Here is a 20,887-nt window from a genome sequence, read left to right on the forward strand (position 1 = left end):
GACCAGGCAAGGAGCATACGGACCGCGAGAGATGGTTATGAAGCAATATGCTTCTGCGCGGCCCGATAGCCTCGCCAGCGGCGGTATTGATCGGCCTTGGCGGGATCGGGGTCCTCCTCGCCCTTAAGCCAGAAGCGGTACCAGTCCAGATTGCGACGGTAGACGGCGAGTTTGTGAACTGGCTGCTTCTTGATGTGCGGCTCGTCGGCAAAAGCATAGAAATCAACCGCCTTGCCCGCACGCTTCATGCGCGTGTGAAGCTCCGCGACATGACGAGCCTCGACCTCGGGGAGTTGCATGAGCAACGGCGTGTCGATGGACGCGACGTCATACACGGCCGAGAGGTCGCGCCATTGTTGCGGGTCGCTGTCGGGGTCACCGATTTTCCAATAGTCCTTCAGCATCTCGGCAAAGCCACGATCCGGGAGGGCGTTCGCCCAGAAATAGGACGGCGTCATCTGGCTCGACGCGATCGTTGCGGCGGCAAATCGGTTCGACTTTCGTATCGCGAAGAGCGTGACTTCCGAGCCGAAGCTCAAACCGCCTATGCCGACGCGCGCCGGGTCGATGATGCCCTTTCGGGCAAGCTGATCGAGAGCTGTCTCGATGTCCGAAAGAGCCAGCCGGTAACTTTCTCCCGTGCCGGCCTCCTTTTCCGCCCGCACCCGGTCCATGCACAAGACTGCAATGCCATGTTCCACGAGCGGCAGTATCGGGATCTCGTCGCCGACGCCGCCCTTCAGAAAGCCCGAGCAACGATAATATTGGACGACGAGCGGGAGCGGCACCGTCGTGTTGGATGGGCGCAACAATATGCCGGTTACACCGCGCTCCCATGCCAGCGGGGTTGCGTGAGCTTCTATTCGTGCTCGCAGCTCCGCGTTCGGCTCGGCAAGACGCTTGCGCTGACCGTCGTAACCCAGCCGGGCAATATGTGGCGGTGCGACCGGTCCCGCATCCGCGCAGAACAGGGCCTCGGCACCGATGGCGCATCGCGGCATGTGGGCCGATGACCGGGTCGCGCCATCGGTGATGATAGCGGCGCGCGCGCTCGAGGAGCCGACGCGCCAGAGCCACACCGTCTCGCGCGCGCTACCGGTCCGCTCGAAGAGGAGGAGCTCGTCGCGTCCCGGGCGCCATGCCAGCGCCGTCACTTGTGAACTCCGGCATATTGGTGCGGTGCAATCGATCCGTTGCCCACTGGTGCGCATCACATGAACACCGGCAACGCCCGGCGCTGCGAGTTTCGCGGTGCTTCCGTCTTCGGCGGTGACGGACGCGCCCTGTGCCGGCGCGGATTTTGCGAAGACCTGCGGCGCACCCTCGTTCGAAGACGGCGCACCATCTGGTTCGACGACGATCTCTCGTTGGGGTGTGTCGTACAATATACGCTCTCGGCCGAACCAGGCCGAGGGCAGTCGCTGCATGATGCGCTTGCCGCCCTCGATCGTCCCGCCCGCGACCGGCTCCATGAGATCGAGATGACGATCCACAAGAGCGCCATTCTCATAGGCGTCGCGCTCGGCCTGCGCGATCTGTGATCTTGTAGCGCCGACCGAGTAGCGAACGGCGCGCCCGTCCGTCGAAACCTCGAAACCCAGAATGTCGGCCGCATCGACGATCTCGCGCCGGGCGGGCGAGCCGTTACGCCAGTGCCAGATCGCGACGCCCTCGCGGTCAAGAGCGCGAAACCGCAACCCCAGCGAATCTTTGTCCCAGATCGGCAGTTGCTCCAACAGCGTTCCCGCGCCACCATGCTGGGCCATGCCACTACCGATCCGGATCGCAGGCGTTTTGCCGCCGACGTCGACTACGAACCAGTCGAGCATTGTTTCATTTTTCTCAATCGACGGACGACTGACGCGGTACGCTAGTTTCTGGCCGTCAGGCGAGAGGCTGACGCCGCTGATATCCGCAACCTCGACCAGGTCCTGGGTGGACACTGGACGTCGTTGGCGCGGCGGAGCGATCCTGTCGGGAGGTATCGAGGGGGTCGCCATCGCGGCCGCGGCAAGCAGCCAAGCCGTTACCACGACACAACCGCCTGCAGCGAAAGCATACGCCCGACTGCACTCGCTTGCTCCGGATCATATCCGAATACCGAATTGCTGCTGACGAAGCGCGCATAGGGCGGATCGCGGTCAAAAACATTGGTGATGCCCGCCGTCAGGCGGAGCGCGCGTCCTGGCCCAACCTCGGAGATGCGCACGCCGAGCTGGATGTCGAATGTGGTCCAGCTCTTCACCTTCTCGGCGGGGGTGACTGTTAGATTGCGATAAGCGGCGACATGATTGACCGCGACGCCGCCATCGAAGGCGCCAAGATTGACGCCTACCCGGCCCCGGAGGCGTAGTTTGACCGGATTGCCAAGTGTCCCGAGGACATTGATCGCCGGGGCCCGGTCCGTGATCTGGCTTCTGAAGCCGAGCATCCGCGTCCCACCGACGGTGAAGCTCAGGCTGCCATCGGGAAGAGCCCGGGTGTAGCTTGCGTCGAAATCCAGACCGCTGACCTTTGCGCGCGACAGGTTGAGCGTGCGTCCATCGATGATCGCGGCAATGTCGGCCTGTGTCACACCGAGCGGGTTGGAAAAGCTTGGACTCGAGAAATAGGCAGCGATCTCGGCGGCGTCGGGAGCGTCGTCGACAATGCCGCCATAGATATCCCGGCGAACCAGGAAGTTCTGAACATCGGCGGAAGCGCTCGCGATCCGGTCGCGGTAGCTGATGTCGAACCATGTCGCGCTCAGTTTCGTGCCGGGCGCGAATGCGGGCTCGATGTCGACGCCGGCGGTCCAGCTCGTTGCCTTTTCCGGCCCGAGGTCAGGCCGGAATCCGAACAGCCCCAGCACAACCGACTGGCCCGTGGGCGAGTTTGGATCGGGCAATCGCAGCGGTTGGTAGAGTGCGTTGGCGGACCCGACGAGCTCGGTGAAATAAGGAGCGCGGAAGGACCGGCCATAGGAGGCGCGGAAGGACAGGCCGCCAAGCGGCGTCCAGCGTAGGCCGAATTTGGGGTTGGCCGTGTCTCCGACGTCGGAATAATCTTCATACCGCGCCGCAGCCGAAAGCATGAGCGCGCCGGGGAGTGCACTGCCTGCGTCGAAGACCGGTATCGCGACTTCCCCATAGATCGATTTGACGATGCGTTTGTCGGGAAGCCCCGGGATGGGGGAAGAGACCGGCATGTCCGATGTGACATCGACGAACGCCTGGTAGCGCAAGCGATCACGTCGGTATTCTGCGCCGATCGCGGCTTTGACCTGGCCGGCGGGAAGATCGAAGATCGGGCCATCGGCACGGACGGCCGAAGATAGCACCTCGTAGCGAACGTTCCGGCACTGTCCGCCCCGCAGGCTGTCGATGAGATTGCGGTCATTGACCAGGCCGTCACCGAAAACGTTGATCGCGGACGCGGGGCTCGTGGCCGCGAGCGCGCGCGACAGCTTGAGGCGGTTGACGACATTAACGCCTTCGTCGCGTTCGCGCTGCAAGCCATAGCCGCCGGACAATTCGACGGACCATGGGCCGAGCGTGGCGCGCCCGCCGAAGCTGAGATTGAAGGCGCGCGCGACGCCCTTGGTGCCTTCCGGGCCAAATTCGGCCGACGGATCATAATAGACCGTGATGGGCTGGCCCGTGCCGATGGGATCGACATAATAGGGGTTCGCGCTGGTAACGCGGAGCGGCTGCGGCCCAAACAGCCGCCGCCGAACTTCAAAATGTCGCTCGGCGAAAAGGGCGCGAGCGAAGATGTTGATGTTATCGGATAGGTCCTGCTCGAGGGCGGCGTAGAGGCTGACTGTCTCTTGCTCCGGAAGAATGTCGATGTTTCGCCTCGCGTCGCCGCGATTGAAGCCCGGAACGAGGAGTTGCGCGGGCGTGAGCGCGGTCCCGTCCTGTCCCCGCGGGATCGCGAAGACCTGCCCGTTGGCCGCCACGATCGTGCCGGGATTGTTGTAGTTCGAGCGGAGGTCCGGGCCGCCGAAAGGTCTGAGATCCTCGGTCGCGAACGCTCGCTTCGAAGAGCCGAGGTTATTGCGCCGGTAATATTCGCCCGCCACCGTCAGATGTCCGCCCTTCCAGCCGAAACCGGCGATCTGGCTCGCCTGCACTTCGCCGAAATCGCCGTCCGCCGTGCCAAGCCGCAGGCGGCTCTCCAGACCTTCGAAGTTGTTCCGGAAGCGGATGTTGACGACGCCCGCGATCGCATCGGATCCATAGATGGCCGAGGCTCCGTCGGTGAGAATCTCGATGCGTTCGATCGCGACGGACGGGACGAGCGAGAGATCGGTGAATGCGCCGGCGCCGCCTCCGAGGGCGGGACGTGCCCCATCGAACAGGGTCAGCGTCGACCCGCTGCCGAGACCGCGCAGGTTGATCCCGGAACCGAAGCCGAGATTGGTGCCCGCGTTTCCCCGCGCGGTCGAGCCCGTGACGGCTTCGGTAGGACCGCCGGAAAAATTCTGCGGGATGGTCTGGATGAAATCGGCAAGGGTGGTTCGCCCGCTTTGCTCGAGCGCCTCGCGGTCGACGATGGTAACCGGCGAGCCGACCGGACCTGTGCCCCGAATGCGGGTCCCCGTCACCACGATCGCCTCACTTGCCGTCTCAGTCGATCCCTCCGCGTCCGCAACGACGTTTCCCTCCCGGATCACGAGCGCGCCATCGACGACCTCGGCGATCAGGCCGGTGCCGGAAAGCAGGCGGGTGAGGGCGGCGTCGGGGGAGAGGCGGCCCCGGACGCTGCCGCTGCGCTTACCTTCGGTCAGGCTGCCCGAGAAGACGACCTCGCGGCCCGATATCTCGGAATATTCGCGCAGCGCGTCGCCGAGGCGCTGGGGCGCGATGTCGTAGCTGCGCTGTTCGGTCATCGCATGCGCCGTCGGCGCATAAAGTGCGGTCGGCGCCGCGGTCGTGGCCAGCATGGCGGCCAGATATTTCATTCGCATTCTTACCCTCCCGGTCGCGGCCGTGATGGCCGTCCGGGAGTGCAAAATGCCGGAGTTGGAAATTCTCCCCGGCGATCGCCGATTATTTTTTGGCGAGGATGATTTCGTCGGGACGTTCGTCGACCGTCAGGCCGAACGCTGCGCCAAGCTTGCGGGCGAGGGCGCCGCTGTCGGCGAGGTCGAAGCGGCCGGAAACGGGCACGGAGGCAAGCGCCGGGTCGGCGAGGCGGACCGGCCTCGCGTTCACCTTGTTCGCGCTGTCGAGCACCGAGCCGAGCGGAAGATTGTCGGCTGCGAGCAGGTTGGTCGGGACAGGGGACAGCATCATGCCCGCCATTTTCGGACCCTCTGCCGGAACCTCGGCGCTCTGACCGGGCGCGAGCCGGAGCGCGGTTCCGCCGCCGCTCGATCGCACTTCGACCAGGCCCCTGATCAGGCGAATGCGCGGGGCGCCTTTCCGCATGTCGACCTCGAAGACCGTGCCGAGCGCGGTCGTTTCCGACCGGCCCGCGATAACCGTGAACGGGCGCGCCGGGTCATGGGCGACCTCGAAACGCGCCGCTCCGCCGGTAAGGACGATGACGCGCCTTCCGGTGGTGAACTGCGTTTCGATCTGCGCGCCGTCGAGCAAGAGAACCTTGCTGCCGTCGGGAAGCTGTCGTTCCCCCGCCGCATCCGATGCCGCGGCAATCTGTGTCCCGTCCTCGCGAGACTGGATATAGAGCCCGCCGCCGACCACCAATATCAGGCCAGCCGCTGTAGCGAGCCCCCAACGCTGACCGCTGCGCCGCTTATCCTTCGGCCGTGCCATCGCCTCGACTCGCGCGCGCGACATGCCCGACCCGATGGCATAAGCCTCGGCCGAGCGGGCATAGGCCGCCTCATTCCCAGGCTTGCGCCGCCATGCGTCAAACGCCTCGCGATGCGCTTCGGCATCGGGTCCATGCATGCGGGCGGCCCAGTCGTCCGCCTCCTGCTGTTGCCGCGTCACCGCTGCGTGTCTCGTGCCTTGCGGATTGCGGTAACGGCCTTGCTGATGAGCTTTTCCACGCGCTTCACACCTATGCCTTTGATTCGAGCAATTTCAGCATAACTGAGATTTTCGACGCGGTGCATAAGGAATACATCCCGTGTGGTTGGATCTACGCGGGCCAGGGCCTCTTCGGCGCGCCGGAGCATATCGCGCGCTTCGAGCACATGGTGCGGATCGGGACCGGCGACGTCATGCTCGTCGAAGCTGTGGTGCGCCGCGTGCTGGCGGCGCGCGCCGGTGCGTGCCCTTTCTTTCAGGAGGGTGCGCGCGGTCTGCGCGAGATAGGCGCCGGGCTTGTCGCCGATGCTGAAATAGCCTTTCGCGGAGATGAAACGGCGAATGCTTTCCTGGACGAGGTCGGCAACATCCTGCGGATGTGCGTTGCGGCGGAAGAAGCCCGCGAGGCGAGGGCGCTGCTCGGCGAGGATCGCCTCGGTTCGGGCGTGGCGTTGAAACCCGTCCCAATCGTCGGGCGGCAGCGGATCGGCGGCATTGTGGCCGCGTCTGCCTTCATGTTCGTCGTCATAGTCCATGCGCCGCGCCTTCCCGTCCGGGCAAGGAGGGCGCGAAGCCGGGTGTTGAGTCTCGCTTGACGACGAGGCCGCAACCTTTGGCCCGAAGGCTTGGACATGCGTCACGGCCACCCGGCAGGGATGGCGCAAATCTATCAGCGTCAAGCGGGCGTCTCAATTCCCGGCATCGTGCTTCTCACACCCGATGCGGGAGGAAGCATAGCCTGCCGCTACGGCAGGGCAAGAGTCTGACAGGAGATTGGTCCAGATTGAATCTTGTTGTCGACTGCCCGACGGGCTCGCGGTCAGCTTGGCGGTGGCGCGCTGGCGCTCGCAGGCATTTCTTTGGCAAGGAATTGCAGCGTCGCCTGCCGCGCGATCGCGTTGCCGACGCCGATGAGATCGAAGCCATGTTCCCCATAGGGAATATGGATGGACCGGGTTTCGATGCCCGCGCGGCGCGACGCAGCCTCATAGGCCGTCATGCTCGCGGCCGGCACCAGATGGTCATTCTCGGAAATGAACAGGATGGTGGGCGGCGCGTTTGGCCCGAGATGGGTGGCAGCCGCGGTCGCTGCGTAGCGATCAGGGAATTGCCTAGGTGATCCGCCGGTATATTGTTCCGCCATCCTGCGGACGCCCGCACCGCTGGGAACATAATCATTATTCCACACGGCGGCGATATCGGCGGCGGGATAGATGGCACTCACCGCACGAACCTTCGGAACCTCGCCGCCGCAGCTCGAGACGAGCTTGCCCGCTCCTGCGAGATTGCCGGCATTGAGCACGAGGTTGCCGCCAGCCGATTCGCCGAACAGCGCGATGCGCGAGACATCGCCGCTCCACGCTGCGCCATTCTTGCTGGTCCAGACGAGCGCGCAGCCGATCTGTCCATGCACCTCGTTCCACATGTGCCGCTTTTCACTCGACAGGCTGTAGTCGATCGACAGCGCGAGCCAGCCGCGGTCGGCGAACCAGCGCATGTCCGCGCCTCTGTCGATCGAATTACCGCTATTCCAGCCGCCACCATGGACATAGATTACGATCGGCCAGCCTCCCCGGGGCGCTTCGCCTTTAGGGCGCCACGCATGGATGTTGAGATCCTCGCCGAACGCGCGCGTGTAGACGCGCGTCGCATCGGGCGGCGAGGAGGAAAGGACGCCGCCGACACCGAAAGGGGCACCGACCCCGAGCCGCACATCGTTCGCCGAGGCGAGAAGGAAGAGACGGACGATCACGATCAGCGCGCCGACCGCGGCGATCGCCGCGAGACTGGGAAGTAAATTGCGTGTGCGTCCGCGCGCGCTGGCGCGCGCGGCAAGCCCTGCCGCAACCGCTGCGACCGCCACCCAGGCGGGGATGACCGAAAGCGCGGCCGACCCGAACAGGCCGACATAGGGGATCGAGGGAATGAAGGCGCCGAGCGTCAGCGCCGCAGCGGCGAGGATCATAATGCCGGACAGCAAAAGCAGGGCGCGGCGGCCCCATGTTTTCAGCGAGCCTTTCGCTGGTGCTGCTTCGGTCATGTCCGCTCCCCCTTATCCGTCTTCAGGCGCTTGGCACCCGTTGCTGTCGTCCAGCGGAACCGGACGTCGCGCGCCGTTTCCTTGCACCCTTTCCAGTTACGGTCAACATGGACTGAATCCTCTGGCCCCGGAGATGCCGGTCGGCAAGCGCTGGAATGCTGTTGAAGTTGTAGTCAGCATTGCTTGTAACATGCCTTGGTTCTTTCTATGGTCGGTGGAACAACATGCGCGGCCGAGGCAGATAATTGCTTCAAAAGTTGCCTAAAATGGGAGATCGCAGACATGACGCACCGGGCCGCAATCTTTAATTGCAGTGCCACTGCCGCGCTGGCGCTCGCCGTCGCTGCCGCCGGCCCTGCGTCGCTCTCGCATGCGGCAGGGGGCGAAGAGGCGCCGCCGCCCTTCATTCCCATCGAGCATGTCTATCTCCCGCTTCCCGAAGGCATGCAGCCGCTGTGGCCCACCTTTGCCGCCGGCGGGACCGACATCCTGTTCCAGGAGGGCGGGAAGGGCGGCCTCTGGATCATCGGCGTCGACGGCTCGGGCCTCAAATGCATCACCTGCGATATCCCGGATGCGCCAAAGGTGCGAGGCGGCGGCTTTGCGCATGCCTTCCCGGACGGCAAGCGCATCCTCTATACCGACGGCGTCGCGGCAGCCTCCGATCTTCCGGCGCGGCCCAACGGCTGGGTAATCGAATGCGACATATCGATCCGCGCTTGCCCGTCGCCGCGCTTCCTGCCGATCGACATGAGTGGCGATCGCGGCAAGGCTGCGCTTGCACAGCGCCGCACCTTCCATCTCTCGCCCGACGGCCAGCTCATCGGATGGATGAACGTGCGCTCCGACGCAACGGTGATGGTGGTTGCGCGTCTCGAGCGGCAGCAGGACAAATATGTCGCCGCCGAACCCCGCGCCGTCAATCCCGCAGGGCCGCGATCGGACACGGACGATGACGCCGACCGCTGGGAAAATCTGTCGCAGCTCTACGAGCTGAAGAGCTTCACTCCCGACGGCCGTGCGATCATTGCCGTCGGTACGCCGCAGGGTAATGTCGACATCCTGCGGGTCGAGCTTGCTGACGGGCACACCACGCGCCTCACGGCCCATAGCGACTGGGACGAGGACAGTTCCTTCTCGCCCGACCAGAAGCTGCTTGTGGTCAATGGCTGGCGCAGTCAGCACCGGCTCGACGCGCTTGCCTGGATCCCCGAGATCCGGGGCTTTACCGGGCTCATGACCGGCGCCGCGATCGCGCCCTATTATGTATCGACCTGGGAGGGCTTTCAGTGCGATCTTTCGCCCTGGCTCCTCGCCGCGCGGGGCGATGAGGGAGGGCGCCTGCTCGGCCAGCCGCTCGACGTATATGGCAAACCCGGCTTCAGCGCCGCGAACAATCTCCACGGCCAGCGTGTCTGGAGCCCGGACAGCCGGATGGTCATCCTCCAGGAACGTACACGCACCCGTGGTATCTTCTCGCCCAACCGCATCGCCATCGCGCGGCTCGACCGCGAGCCCGGCAAGCCGGTCGTGCCGGTCGCGTCTAGCGTCGGAGACTGGGCAGTGCCTGCGGGCCTCTACGAGGGGCCGCACGCGCGCGACCGCACCGCTGAGGTCAAGGGTCGCGGGGGCGGCACTGCCACGGTCGAATATAGGGGAACGCTCGGCGGCGGCGCGGCCTCGACCTCGGTCCGCTTCGACCGCTTTACCGATGACGGCCTGACGTTCATCTCCGGCACCATGTCCGGCGCTGCGGGCGTGAAGGGAGAGGGCGAGCGGCGCGCCTGGCGTCTGCTCGCCGACGTCGAGGTGACAGGCCGTCACACCGGGCGTCTCGATATGGATCTGACCATCGACAATGGCGCAAAGCCGCTTCCGCACATGACCGGCCGGCTGACGGCCAGCTATGACGGTAAGGCGGCGCCGCCGCTTCCCGAACTCGGCCCCTGTTATGATCGCCAGCCTGTCGCGGCGCCCTTGCGTCTGCGGCTCGCGCCCGTCGGCAAGACTTATGTCGCGACCGTTACCGCCGACGTGTCGGGCGACGTGCGACCCGTGAAGGGGGCGCTGGTCCGTATCGGGGCCACGACGGTCCGCACGGATGCTGCGGGCAAGGCAAAGTTGCCCGCTGGCGCGCGGGGTGAAGCCCGGGCCAGCGCTGGGGACACATTTCTTCCCGCGACGGCGGAGCTTCGCTGAGCCGGTTGGTGCTGCATCTTGTAACGGATCCCGAAAACCCGTGAGCTGAAAACCTCGCTATGCGGGTATTTGGGCCAAACGGTTTCTTGGCGGCTTCGCGCCTCGATTCGGTCGTTGCACTGTTCTCCGGAGTTGCTTCAAAGCTGCCATTTGCGTCTGTGCGAAACTCCAGGTCCCGGTTGAAAATTCGGCAAAGGCGCGAGATGTGCGGCTTTGCTCATGCTACCAAGTTTTGAGTGCGGCGCGATGGTTTTCGGCTCAGCGAGACTTCCCTTGGTCGGCTGATGGTGCCTCCGAAGGAGAATGTACCGATGATCGAGATGCTGAGTAGGGATCGCTTCGCTCAGGCACTCAAGAGTAGCTGTCGAACCCAGCTTGGCTTCTACGTCCGGCTATCTATTTATAACGGTCGGTAGCTCTTCTTCTCACCACAACAGAACTCACGCTCCATAAAGGAAAACACATGGCGTCCGAGGATCGCTTCAAACAGGCTGTGGTCGCCACACTGGCAAAACGCGCAGCGAACATCTGTTCGAATCCCGATTGCCAAGCGATCACCAGCGGTCCTTCAAACGAACCCTCCAAGGCGGTCAATGTTGGCGAGGCGGCGCATATCTACGGCGCTAATCTAGGCTCGGCACGCCATGATCCGGATATGGCGTCGGCGGATCGGGCTTCGATTACTAATGCCATCTGGTTATGCGGAAATTGCCACAAGCTCGTTGACGACGATCCTAACAGATATCCGGCCGGCCTGCTCTTTGAATGGCAGCGGGCACATGAGCGCCACGTTTCCAGAGAGATCGGTAAGGTCGGCGCAGCGCTACGGCGGCGATATGAAGTGCGGCATTTGGAAGAATTCGGGAAACTGAGCTATCTCGCCGAGCGCCTGATCCTCGAAAAGAATGCGCAATGGGAATATCAGCTCATCGGTGAAGTCCTGCGTTTTGAGATGGCGCCCGTGTTGCAACGTTGGGACGCCTTGCGCCGCGGGCTTTATGTGAAACCTAAGACCCATATCTCGCTCCGCGAAATGGGGCCATGGTTTGCCAACCGAATGAGCGAGGCACGCAAGATTAGTGCCGCCTTTTGCCAGCTCACGAACCACGAGTTCGAACGGGCTTGGGGAGCGCCTGGCGTCCCGGGCGACGATGCGTTGATCGTTGCGACCTGCCGGCTGTTTGCTGAAATGTGCACGAGCGCGCTGATATGGGAAGAGCAGGTCCGATTTGTCTCGACACACGAGGAATTCGTTCCGGTAGTCGACCTGCTTCCTGGTGTCATCGGCAGTGTGATTGATGAGGCAGCGAAGCTTCCGAAATTCATGGCCGAGACCTTCGGCAGCGGGACGGCCTCAGGCGTACACACGCTCGACCTAGTTTTAACCTTGCGTGACGGGTGGGGCGACGAGGTTGGGGCGGCGATGGACCGCGCGTCGACGAAAATCATCGCTGGCGTGGAGGCCGGAGAAATAGTCTATTAGGGGACCACGCAGGCTGAATGTTTGGCGCGCCGGTCTTGGCCAGCGGGTTCGTCGGCGAAGAGCCGTAGGACCGCCCGGCTGCCGTGCAAGATTGGCTGGACGTTCATTTTTCATCCTCTACGACTGAATGGAGTCCGGTGCCGCAGCCACCCACGGTGGCTCAGGCGATGTGTCATTAACCGGCTTGGTTTGAATCGCCGTCCAGAAGAGACTGACTGCATCCGCATACTCTTGAAGGCGTTCGTCACCGATCGAAAGTTCGTCGGCACACTCAACAACAGCAGGGCCACTCAGATCCGTCGGAAGATTACGCCAGAGACTGGGCGCTAGCTCGAACAGTTTTACGGCGGACGGACCGTCGCCATGGCGTACTACGTTCCCCACCAGCGCCGCTTCCTTCATCACCGAGCCGCCGGGAATGTCGTCGAGCCTTACGCCGCGAATTGCTTGCAGATGAGTATCGAGGGTTTCGAGCGGTGATCGCTTGATCGCCACGGCGAGATTATCATTCCCATTCTTTTCGGCAGCGCATTGGCGCAGCCAGCGGCGGAACCCACTTTCCCACAACGACTGGATTGCGAGCGCCAAATGATTGTTGAGCATAGAAAGCGCGAGCAGGACCCGCAAATTATGGGAACCGAAAGCCTCCTCGCTGATCAGCTTTTCTGCAATCGCGTTGCTAGCATGGTTGAGTATAAACTCATGAAAATAGGCAAACTCGAGCGAATAGCGGTTCGCCTCAAGATCGGCTTGCATCGCTTCCCAATTATCCATCCGCTGCCGCTTTCCTGTCGGTCGTGAGCTGAGTCGGCAGAGAGTAGGTCCCGCCGACGTAAAGTGTAAGCGATCAAGTGCTAGCTTTGAAGCTAGCGGATCCGAGGCGACAAGAACTGCCTGTTAAGAAGTGCCTACACTGACTGTTGATAGGTCGAGGGTCACGGCGCTGTCGGCGCGTTTCCGGAAATCACATTGTGCGCTTGCCGATTGATCGTATCGGCACTAATTCCGCCAAAAATAGGGGGATAAAATTGTGGTTTATACTCGGAATGCACGAGACGTATTGTTTTTCGATATGCACATAGAACGTCGAGCAAAACACGCTCCATTCCCCTCGATGAATCGCATCGCTGACCTGTTGGTCGCGGCAGCGGCGGATGACAATTTTCCGCTCAAGGAATTCGAAAAGGGCGAAGTCACGTATATCATCAAAAAGGCGGTAAAGGACGAAAGTGATCACACCCTTTCGATCTTGCTGGAGTCGGCTGATAAGAACGCGCCGAACACGCGGTACGTAAACCATGCAGCCAAAACCAAGCGCGATTTCGATAAGCAGAAGGATGAAGGAGGCGGTCACAGTGCGCATATCGTAATTTCGCTTACCAGCGAAAAGTCGGGTGATAACGTGTATGTCTGCCTCATGGAAAAAGCACCGAGCTTCCCAGAGCACCGCGTCAAATCGGTCCTAAACGCAGCCATTCGCGTTAAGTGTAAGGAAGAAAACCACTTTCTGTACACGAGGCCGGGCGGGTCGAAAAAGGAGATCGCATACGTCCCTCACCTGGAGTTCAAGGGCCATCTTTCAGACGCGCTGCAGTCTGATTTGGAGGCCGGCGTGATTAATAGCCTTACGCTGATCGAACCTGACACTGCGAAGCCATTAGGTCAGAGCAAGTTTTTCTCCGGCGTGGAGAAACAAATGAAAGTAAAAATGGTGCGGAAGCCAGGTACGGGCAATGTGCTTTCGGCAATAAAAGCAGCAGCGAAATCTCAGTCGAGCGACTACTCGCGGATTAGGATTAGCTTTAAACCCGAAGACGGGGGCCAGTCGACGCACGTCGACCTAAGCACCGATACGGGGCAATTGGTCAGTGATGGCTATATAAAAACTAGGCATTTTGGTGGCATCACGCCATCGATCAAAACTACCGCGGTTGACGATTTCGTTGCGCATCTCGTGAGCCGGATGAAGAGTGACTTGTTCAAGGAACGGTCTTGAGTATAGTTTATCAGCTAACGCGTCCGTTCGCTTATCTCACGGTTGAAGGCCCCAGTTTAGGGGTGTATCGACTGTGGGGTCCGCTTTGTCTTGGCGCGACTACTGCGACGGTAGTGTGGCTCCTGCCCGTCGGCATAAATGCGGTCGGCAGCGATTCTTTTTCTTCTTTTTTGGTGCAACTTTTTGCGACGTTGCCCGGGTTTTATATCGCGGCTCTGGCTGCGATAGTGGCATTTCAAGGTGGTGATCTGGACAAAGACATGCCAGGTACGACGGCAGTTATAACAGCGAACAACGACACTTCGCGGGTAGAAATCACATTTCGCGTTTTTTTGTGTTACCTGTTTTCTTATCTAACCGCGCTATCTCTTGCGGGTTTTGGAATCTGCGTAATTGGCTCGCTATTAGTACCCAGCGTGGAAAGCCTCTTCTCCCGGTCGGTCGAGGCCCTTCAATGGGTCGAGCTTGGGTATGTGTTCATTCTGTCCGTTGTAACTTTTGGTGTGATCCTGTGTACGATCCAGGGGCTGTATTTTCTTGCCGAACGAGTTCACCAAACGCTTCTTGACGATCCTTCTGCTCCCCCCAGTCAGTAGCAAAATAGCGGCGGGTTGGTTATCGCGGTAGCCGGCTTAGGGATGGCGGTCGGGGAGACGGCGATGCACGACTTTGCAAATTGGCTGCGGTCCAATGAATCATTGTCCGGGTGGGCCCAATTCTTGGGTGCCATGATAGCTCTGATAGTCACATATCGATTGGCAAGTCTGCCACATCGGTACAGGGACAGGCAGCTCGAAGCGTCTGCAAGCCGGCTATTGCTCAATGGCTACGAAGCACTTGAAAGCTTCCATCGGACGTCAGCCCATTTCCTTCCGCGCGCGATCAATCTCCGTGCTGCAGGTCTATCCATGATTGAGGTGGCAAGCGAGATCGACCGCTTCCCTCTATTTGAACTTCGCGACCAAGGCCCCCAATCCGTTGCGCGAAATCTCGTCGCCGTGGCCATGCTACTGAAACTTACAAATTTGGTTCTCGAAGACCAAGCAGAAATGCTCGGCTTGGAGAGCGCGTCAGAACAAGACCGTGATCAAATTCGCGGTATCGTCGAAAATCAAATGAACCTGGTCAGGGATATTATACAGGGGAAGCCCTTGAAACGACCAGATTTTTCATTCGCGGCAAATGGATAAAATGGCATCCAAACCTAGTCGGGTTGTCCGCAGTATCAACTAGACTGCATGCCTCAATCTGACCATCGCCGTTGGTGTCGCAAAATCTGCAACGTCCGGTGCGGGGCGAAAAATTGGTGATTGGCCGCTTCGTCGTCCGCGCCTTGACGGCGTCGCCTCTTCTCGCTTTCGCTCCAGAGCAGACCGATTGAATCGGCCATCGGCCAGCTGCTGCTCGACGCTAAGAGGCGCGTATTGGCCGTCCGCAATGTTGGCTCCGTCTCCGGGCGCTGCCGAGAGCATCGAACGATCATCCGCTGACAAAGCCTAAGCTTACATTTGCATTTTCAGTTGACAAAATTTCATATTTGCCCAATCGTGCCTTTCAGCAAAGGGAGCCATTCATGACGCCTTGGGATCATCATCCATCGTTATCTCGTGACCGACTGATCGCCATCGCCCAGATGATTGTACGCGGTCGCAATCTGGCGCTCGATCGCTACGATCCTGAGATTGGGTGCACGGGCTGGACCCTGGGTTGCGAAGCTTTTGCTTTCCAGAAGCACCAGATCATTCATGCGGCGGCATACGATGCCGATTGGCTCGAGATTCTCGATCCGAGCATGCAGTTCGTGTTTAGCATTGGCGGCGTTCCGGCGCGCTTCTATCGCGGCGAGCCCGAAGATCCCAATTCTCGCACGCTCAAGCAGACCTTCTCGGAACTTCAGCAGCTTAGCCTCTTCAGCGCAGAAGAATTGATAAAGTTGACCACCGAACCATTGTATCGCTTCGCTGTCGAAACGGATTTCGACGGTTCGATTAGTGCGATCAGTTTCGTCATTCTGGGCGGGGAAACGGCTGTTCTGACTTGGTCTATTCCGCTGGACGAATCGGTGACGGCGCTTGCATCACTCTGGACCGAGAAGGAAGAAGGCGTCGAGTTGCCCGCGCCGGTCGTTGGGCTTCCGGTGGAAAGAAAGAAGCGCGACGCTTCGGATTGATCAATTCAATAATTCAAGCCAGCACGAAAATAGTCGGCAGGCGGGGTCGATATGGAATCAAAGCCGAAAATCGCCGGCGAGCAGCTACGTCTAGCGCGTCTAGCGCATGGCTATTCGCTCGAAGAGGTGGGCGCGCTGATCGGGGCGACCCGTCAATTCATCCATCAGCTCGAGACGGGCTCGCGGTCGGCATCCGAGGAAACGGTCGTGGCGCTAGCCGATGTCCTTGGCGTTACTCCCATTTTCTTATCCGAGCCGATTCCTTCCACGGTCCGGCCCGAGCAGTGCCATTTCAGGGGGCACATCACCCGGCCTGCCTCCGTGACGAGCCAGGTTCTGGCTCGCGGAACCCTCCTTGATCGCTTCGTGGCGGCGATGGAGCTCCATGTTGACCTGCCTGAAGTGTCTTTTCCTGACATGCCTGCAGTCAGTTCGGAGCAGATCGAGGTCGCCGCCGAAGAGGCGCGGCGTCACTGGGGTTTGGGCACGACGGCGCCCGTCACGAGTATGATGCGCGTTGTGGAGAACGCCGGCGCGATCGTGACCTATTTTGGGGACTTGTCGGATCGCGTCGATGCATTTTCCATGGATCGGCGACGTCCGATCATTGTGCGCAGCTCGTTGAAAGAAAGTCTCTGCCGCCAGCGCTTTGATTTTGCGCATGAGTGTGGGCATCTGATCATGCATCGCGGCCTTCAGACGGGAGATCGCGAGACCGAAGGGCAGGCCCATCGGTTTGCAAGCGCCTTCCTTTTTCCACGAGGCGCGTTCCTTCGCGAATTTCCTCGCAACAGCTCGATCAACTGGCGCGCACTTTACGATCTGAAGTTGCGCTGGAAGATGTCGGTGCGAGCTATAGTGCGGCGCGCTTACGATCTTAAGGTCCTAAATCCGGCGCAATACAGGACGGCGAATATCCATTTAGTGAAGTCCGGCCAAGCGAAGATCGAGCGCTTTGACGATGATGGCAGTCTCCCCGTCGAACAGCCCGAGCTTCTGGTCTCCGCGGTCGATGTCCTTGATCGCGCTGTATTCGGCGGAGCAGCGGCGGTCGGTGAGGAGGTGGGGTTACAGCGTCCCATGCTCGAGCTGATCACCGGAACAGGGATATCGTCTCCCGATCAGCCCTTCGATAACGAAAACGTTGTCAGGCTGCGGCGCTAGACCAGTGATTGCTGGTTGCTCGGCGTTGTGTAATACTTGGGCATCTCACTTTGTCATCGCAGCACCGGGCTCAATCTCAGTTAGTCTGAATCGACGTCCAAAACTTGACGGTCCGGAATCAGCCAGTTGCGATCAACAGCCCATCAGCCTTAATCGCGTTCCCATTATAACTCGTCGGTATCGTAATTGGCCTGCGGATCGATTACCTCCCCTAAGATAATAAAGCGGTAGACGTCTCGAAGTCCGTTATGCAGCCAGTAGAAATCGTCGTGGCCTAATGGGGCAAATACGAACGTTCCAAAGCGGTTTAGGGGATGCATCGTCATGATGCGATCTTCATAGAATTCCTCGAAATATTTTAAGCCGCTCCTGTTCTCGCCAAATGCATCGTGAACAAAGTTCTGTGCATCGACGGCGCTCGGATTGGCGTTGCCCGCGGCCCGTAATGCATCAAAGATTATTGCTAGCGAGGCATCCAACGAAATCCAGAGAGGGTAATTCGCCTCCTCTCCAAACGAAGGATGCGTATATAACATCGACGACTTTAGCCACGTGGCCAACCCTCTGATCAGCAGGTGGTCCTGATCGTCGATATTATCGAAAATGTTACGATGAACGTCGACAGGCAGAGGCCAATGAAAATGATTGTACTGGCAGGGAGGTAGCGGTGGACTCGCGCGGGGCCGTGAGTTGTCTTCTACCAGTTCACGACGGAGATGCGCTTCGATGTCGGCAACGTTGTCCGTTACATTTAGGGGGAGCCGGCTGTCGAGGCGAATCGAGGTTTCATTTGGATATTGGGCCATAAACCCGCGATCGACTCCGATCGCTAGAGCTAGCGAGGCCATCAAACGAGTTTCCTCGGGTGTCGGCTCATCGTGTTCAGTATAATATGTATCCTCGTGCGCGTCCTGATCGAAGTGGCACGCCGTAAAGATTAGATCATCCCGAACTATATAGGCAGCATCGGGCATTAGAGAGGAGTGCGCCCAGTAGGTGCCGAGCGGCGACATTGGGCGTATTATGGTTCCGCTGCGAATACTGCGGTGCATCATCGGATGAGTGAGCGGCATTCGCGCAAGGTGTCCACTACGCTCATAATTGTCACGCGGTATCGACAAGCAATTTACCGCAGATTCCATAGGCTGTCACGCGTTTCATCTTCCAGACGGCGCCGGCAAAGGCCGCTTACGCCATTCGCGTCTTGAAAGCCGCCAGGCCGCTACCGGCCATGAAGAGCCACGAGCGCAGCGATTTACCGCCGTGCTGTCCAATACTCTCCCGGGCGTTCCGGCTCCGGAACGGCGGACGCCAAAATTCTATGGAACAGCTTGGACAATGTTTGACCCTCCGGATCGGCGCTAGTCAAAAGCCTTCGAATTTGCCAGCCAGTGGTTTCGACCCGCAAGTCGAAGCTGGTGCCGTCGACGCTGATTCCTCGCCCGCGCGCAGTGTCTTCCCCGGAGAGCACATCTGCCGTTGGCGCAAGAATAGGAGCGATTTGAGTCGCGACAGCTTCATATTCGTCCGCGCGGATCGGTATTTCCCACCGTGCCTCGACGAGATACAAATTGCAGTCGCTGCGGCGAAGCAAACGGACAACGGTTAAAGTCCCCGGCCCCGCGTGGCGATCCTGGAACAACCGAATCACCCATGCTCGACCTGGATATTCGAGCGAGGGTGTCGCGCCGAATGTTACGACGTTGTCGAAGCCTTTGCTGGGCGGCGAGCCGGCAGCCTCAATCGCTGGCCCAAAGGGCTGTGGCTTACAATTGTCCGCAGCGGCTTGCGATGGAGTACCTATTGCAACCGAAAGCCAGAGGGCGAGGAAAATGGGCCGCATACTATACCTATCTCATTGAACACCCTGTATTTACAAGCACAAGACGGCATTGGATGATGCGCCGACGTGGCTCTCGATTGCATGTCTGCTTTGGCAAATCCTTCGCCGAAAGCCGACCATCTCCAATCGGCCATAACTGATCGGATCGTGGGTATTCCGGGCTTGAAGTGACGAGGTATCACTTTTCGCTGCAAATCTGAGCGTTTTCGACATTGGCGCTTTCGACCAAGCCACCCAAATCGGTGGCAGATCGACACTCTCTTCTTATCGAGCTCAAACTCGAACTTGCATCTTCAACCGCGATTTGGTCCTCTCGCGCGCGAAGGAAATCGTTGGGCCATGCGTTCGAAGCCGACATCGATGGATTATCGCGACACCACCGGTTCGGAGGGTGACGTCGAACGCGTCTATCGGTCCTACAAGGATCGGCTGCGCCGCTACGTTGCCGCAACTTTCGGTGCGGGGCCGCCTGATCCTGAAGACGTAGTCCAGGCGGCGTTCGAGAAGTTCGCGGGCCACGAAGACCGGGACGCGATCGCTAACCCTGAGGCCTTTCTGACAACGAGCGCGCGCAACTATGTCCTCGACCAGCGCCGGAGGCTCAAGGTTCGGGCCGATCATAGTGAAAATGAAAGAATATCAGGTGCGGACAGTGACGATTTCGATGCCGAGCGCGTCATATCGGCAAGGGAAAGGTGGGGAATCCTCGAGAACGCGATCCGGACGATGGATCCGCGCCGGCAGGAGGTCTTGATCATGAACCGCATTCACGGCCTGAGCTATGCCGAGATCGCCCGGCGGCTCTCCTGCTCGCAGACCCTGGTAAAAATGCTCGCGGCGCAAGCTCTCGTCCTCTGCGAGCGGGCGCTGCGCGAGGCGGACGGCGAATGACGACGTCCCGCGCCTTCGACCCGCATCGGGATCGCATCGACGAGCAGGCGAGCAATTGGGTCGTGCTCGCGTCCGAACGCGAACTCACGCGCATCGAGCAGGCGGAACTCGACGCCTGGCGCGCTGCCGACCCGCGACACGAGACGGCTTGGCGCGACTTCAGCCGAACGTGGAGCGAAGTGCCGAATCTGTCGCACCTTGCCGCACTCGTACCGCTGCGCGCCGAAAAATCCGCCAGCCGCGACGAGGCTGCGCCGCGCCCACGGTCGCGGAAGGCGATCTGGAGTGCCGTTGCCGCCGTTCTGGTCGCGGTGATCGCCATCCCTGCTTATCTTTTTCCGGCGGGATCCGGACAGAGAGAATATGCGACGCAGCTCGCACAGTCGCGGCTGATTACTCTTCCCGACGGCACGCAGGTGACTCTCGGTCCGCGCTCGTCGCTCAAGGTGAAATTCGAGGATGGCGAGCGCCGCGTGGCGCTGACTGGCGGCGAGGCGTTTTTCGAAGTCGTGCACGATGAGCGGCGACCGTTCCTCGTCGAGGCGGGCGGCTCCCAGGTGCGCGTGCTCGGGACAAAGTTCGACGTCAATTACAGCGATCAGTCGCTGCGCGTCGCTGTGCTGCAGGGGCTGGTAGAGGTGAGCGACCGGCCGAAGGCGGGCCCGGCTCGGTCGAACGTAAAATTGCTTCGTGCGGGACAGCGCGCCGAGATACGGCTGGCCGGTCGTGACGCCGTTACGGGCGGCGACCGATCAGCCGCCACCGTGGCGGCGCTTCCCGCGCAATCGCCCGGCGCATGGCGTGAAGGGCGCCTCGTCTATCAGAACGCGCGCCTCGCAGACCTCGTTGCGGACGTGAACCGCTATTACGCTCCTGGCGTCACTTTGAGCGATCCGGCGATCGGGGACTTGCGGGTTACGGCATCCTTCAAGGCCAGTGAAATACCGGCCTTTTTGAGCGCGGTCGGCGGGGTGGTGGCGGTGCGTGCCGAGGAGGGGCCAAATGGCGCTGTGCGGCTCAGGCCGTCGTCGTGAAATCCGCTTCGTGAAAAAAATGTGACGCCCCCCTGACGATTTCTCATCCCGGCGCGTCGTCCTGATGATGGCGCGCTGGGGGTCG

At 60.7% G+C, this 20,887-nt stretch carries 16 protein-coding genes; 9 read left to right on the forward strand and 7 right to left on the reverse strand.

Annotated features, from left to right (window positions below):
- Positions 1 to 35: 35 nt before the first annotated feature.
- The 5 genes from V8J55_RS11040 to V8J55_RS11060 form a co-directional block, all read right to left on the reverse strand.
- Complete coding sequence (locus tag V8J55_RS11040) at positions 36 to 1,943, reverse strand: Atxe2 family lasso peptide isopeptidase (protein ID WP_336445649.1); 1,908 nt, start codon at positions 1,941 to 1,943, stop codon at positions 36 to 38.
- A gap of 83 nt (positions 1,944 to 2,026) precedes the next feature.
- Entirely contained in the window at positions 2,027 to 4,951 is a 2,925-nt protein-coding gene (locus V8J55_RS11045; protein WP_336445650.1) for a TonB-dependent receptor, read from the reverse strand.
- Positions 4,952 to 5,033: 82 nt separating this feature from the next.
- On the reverse strand, positions 5,034 to 5,900 hold the full coding sequence (locus V8J55_RS11050; protein WP_336445651.1) for a FecR family protein: 867 nt from the start codon (positions 5,898 to 5,900) through the stop codon (positions 5,034 to 5,036).
- A gap of 38 nt (positions 5,901 to 5,938) precedes the next feature.
- Positions 5,939 to 6,661 (reverse strand): RNA polymerase sigma factor, encoded by a 723-nt coding sequence (locus V8J55_RS11055; RefSeq protein ID WP_336445652.1) that lies wholly within the window; start codon positions 6,659 to 6,661, stop codon positions 5,939 to 5,941.
- A 140-nt stretch (positions 6,662 to 6,801) separates the two neighbouring features.
- Positions 6,802 to 8,022 (reverse strand): alpha/beta hydrolase, encoded by a 1,221-nt coding sequence (locus tag V8J55_RS11060; protein WP_336445654.1) that lies wholly within the window; start codon positions 8,020 to 8,022, stop codon positions 6,802 to 6,804.
- Positions 8,023 to 8,304: 282 nt separating this feature from the next.
- Here V8J55_RS11060 and V8J55_RS11065 point away from each other — a divergent pair, with 282 nt between their 5' ends.
- Both V8J55_RS11065 and V8J55_RS11070 read left to right on the forward strand, forming a co-directional pair.
- Positions 8,305 to 10,221: a hypothetical protein gene (locus tag V8J55_RS11065; RefSeq protein WP_336445655.1), complete on the forward strand. Its 1,917-nt coding sequence runs from the start codon at positions 8,305 to 8,307 to the stop codon at positions 10,219 to 10,221.
- Between the two features lie 463 nt (positions 10,222 to 10,684).
- A complete protein-coding gene (locus V8J55_RS11070) occupies positions 10,685 to 11,704 on the forward strand; it encodes a hypothetical protein (RefSeq protein ID WP_336445656.1) in 1,020 nt (339 codons plus the stop codon).
- Between the two features lie 117 nt (positions 11,705 to 11,821).
- Here the strand turns inward: V8J55_RS11070 and V8J55_RS11075 are convergent, their stop codons facing one another.
- A complete protein-coding gene (locus V8J55_RS11075) occupies positions 11,822 to 12,478 on the reverse strand; it encodes a hypothetical protein (RefSeq protein ID WP_336445657.1) in 657 nt (218 codons plus the stop codon).
- A gap of 286 nt (positions 12,479 to 12,764) precedes the next feature.
- Between V8J55_RS11075 and V8J55_RS11080 the strand changes: the two genes are divergently transcribed.
- The 5 genes from V8J55_RS11080 (at position 12,765) to V8J55_RS11100 (ending at position 17,034) form a co-directional block, all read left to right on the forward strand.
- On the forward strand, positions 12,765 to 13,700 hold the full coding sequence (locus V8J55_RS11080; protein ID WP_336445658.1) for a hypothetical protein: 936 nt from the start codon (positions 12,765 to 12,767) through the stop codon (positions 13,698 to 13,700).
- Complete coding sequence (locus V8J55_RS11085) at positions 13,697 to 14,296, forward strand: hypothetical protein (RefSeq protein WP_336445659.1); 600 nt, start codon at positions 13,697 to 13,699, stop codon at positions 14,294 to 14,296. Before V8J55_RS11080 ends, V8J55_RS11085 begins: the two co-directional genes overlap by 4 nt.
- A gap of 63 nt (positions 14,297 to 14,359) precedes the next feature.
- The gene (locus V8J55_RS11090) at positions 14,360 to 14,890 is read left to right on the forward strand and encodes a hypothetical protein (RefSeq protein ID WP_336445660.1); all 531 of its coding nucleotides are present in this window, start codon (positions 14,360 to 14,362) and stop codon (positions 14,888 to 14,890) included.
- Between the two features lie 383 nt (positions 14,891 to 15,273).
- Entirely contained in the window at positions 15,274 to 15,870 is a 597-nt protein-coding gene (locus V8J55_RS11095) for a hypothetical protein (protein WP_336445661.1), read from the forward strand.
- A gap of 51 nt (positions 15,871 to 15,921) precedes the next feature.
- Complete coding sequence (locus V8J55_RS11100) at positions 15,922 to 17,034, forward strand: helix-turn-helix domain-containing protein (RefSeq protein WP_336445662.1); 1,113 nt, start codon at positions 15,922 to 15,924, stop codon at positions 17,032 to 17,034.
- Positions 17,035 to 17,198: 164 nt separating this feature from the next.
- Here the strand turns inward: V8J55_RS11100 and V8J55_RS11105 are convergent, their stop codons facing one another.
- Positions 17,199 to 18,107, reverse strand: coding sequence for a hypothetical protein (locus V8J55_RS11105; RefSeq protein WP_336445663.1), 909 nt, complete (start codon positions 18,105 to 18,107; stop codon positions 17,199 to 17,201).
- 1,109 nt (positions 18,108 to 19,216) lie between these two features.
- Between V8J55_RS11105 and V8J55_RS11110 the strand changes: the two genes are divergently transcribed.
- Both V8J55_RS11110 and V8J55_RS11115 read left to right on the forward strand, forming a co-directional pair.
- A complete protein-coding gene (locus V8J55_RS11110; protein WP_336445664.1) occupies positions 19,217 to 19,768 on the forward strand; it encodes an RNA polymerase sigma factor in 552 nt (183 codons plus the stop codon).
- The gene (locus V8J55_RS11115; RefSeq protein ID WP_336445665.1) at positions 19,765 to 20,802 is read left to right on the forward strand and encodes a FecR family protein; all 1,038 of its coding nucleotides are present in this window, start codon (positions 19,765 to 19,767) and stop codon (positions 20,800 to 20,802) included. Before V8J55_RS11110 ends, V8J55_RS11115 begins: the two co-directional genes overlap by 4 nt.
- Positions 20,803 to 20,887 lie beyond the last annotated feature (85 nt).

The sequence above is a fragment of the Sphingopyxis sp. CCNWLW2 genome (assembly GCF_037095755.1).
Classification (GTDB): Bacteria; Pseudomonadota; Alphaproteobacteria; order Sphingomonadales; family Sphingomonadaceae; genus Sphingopyxis.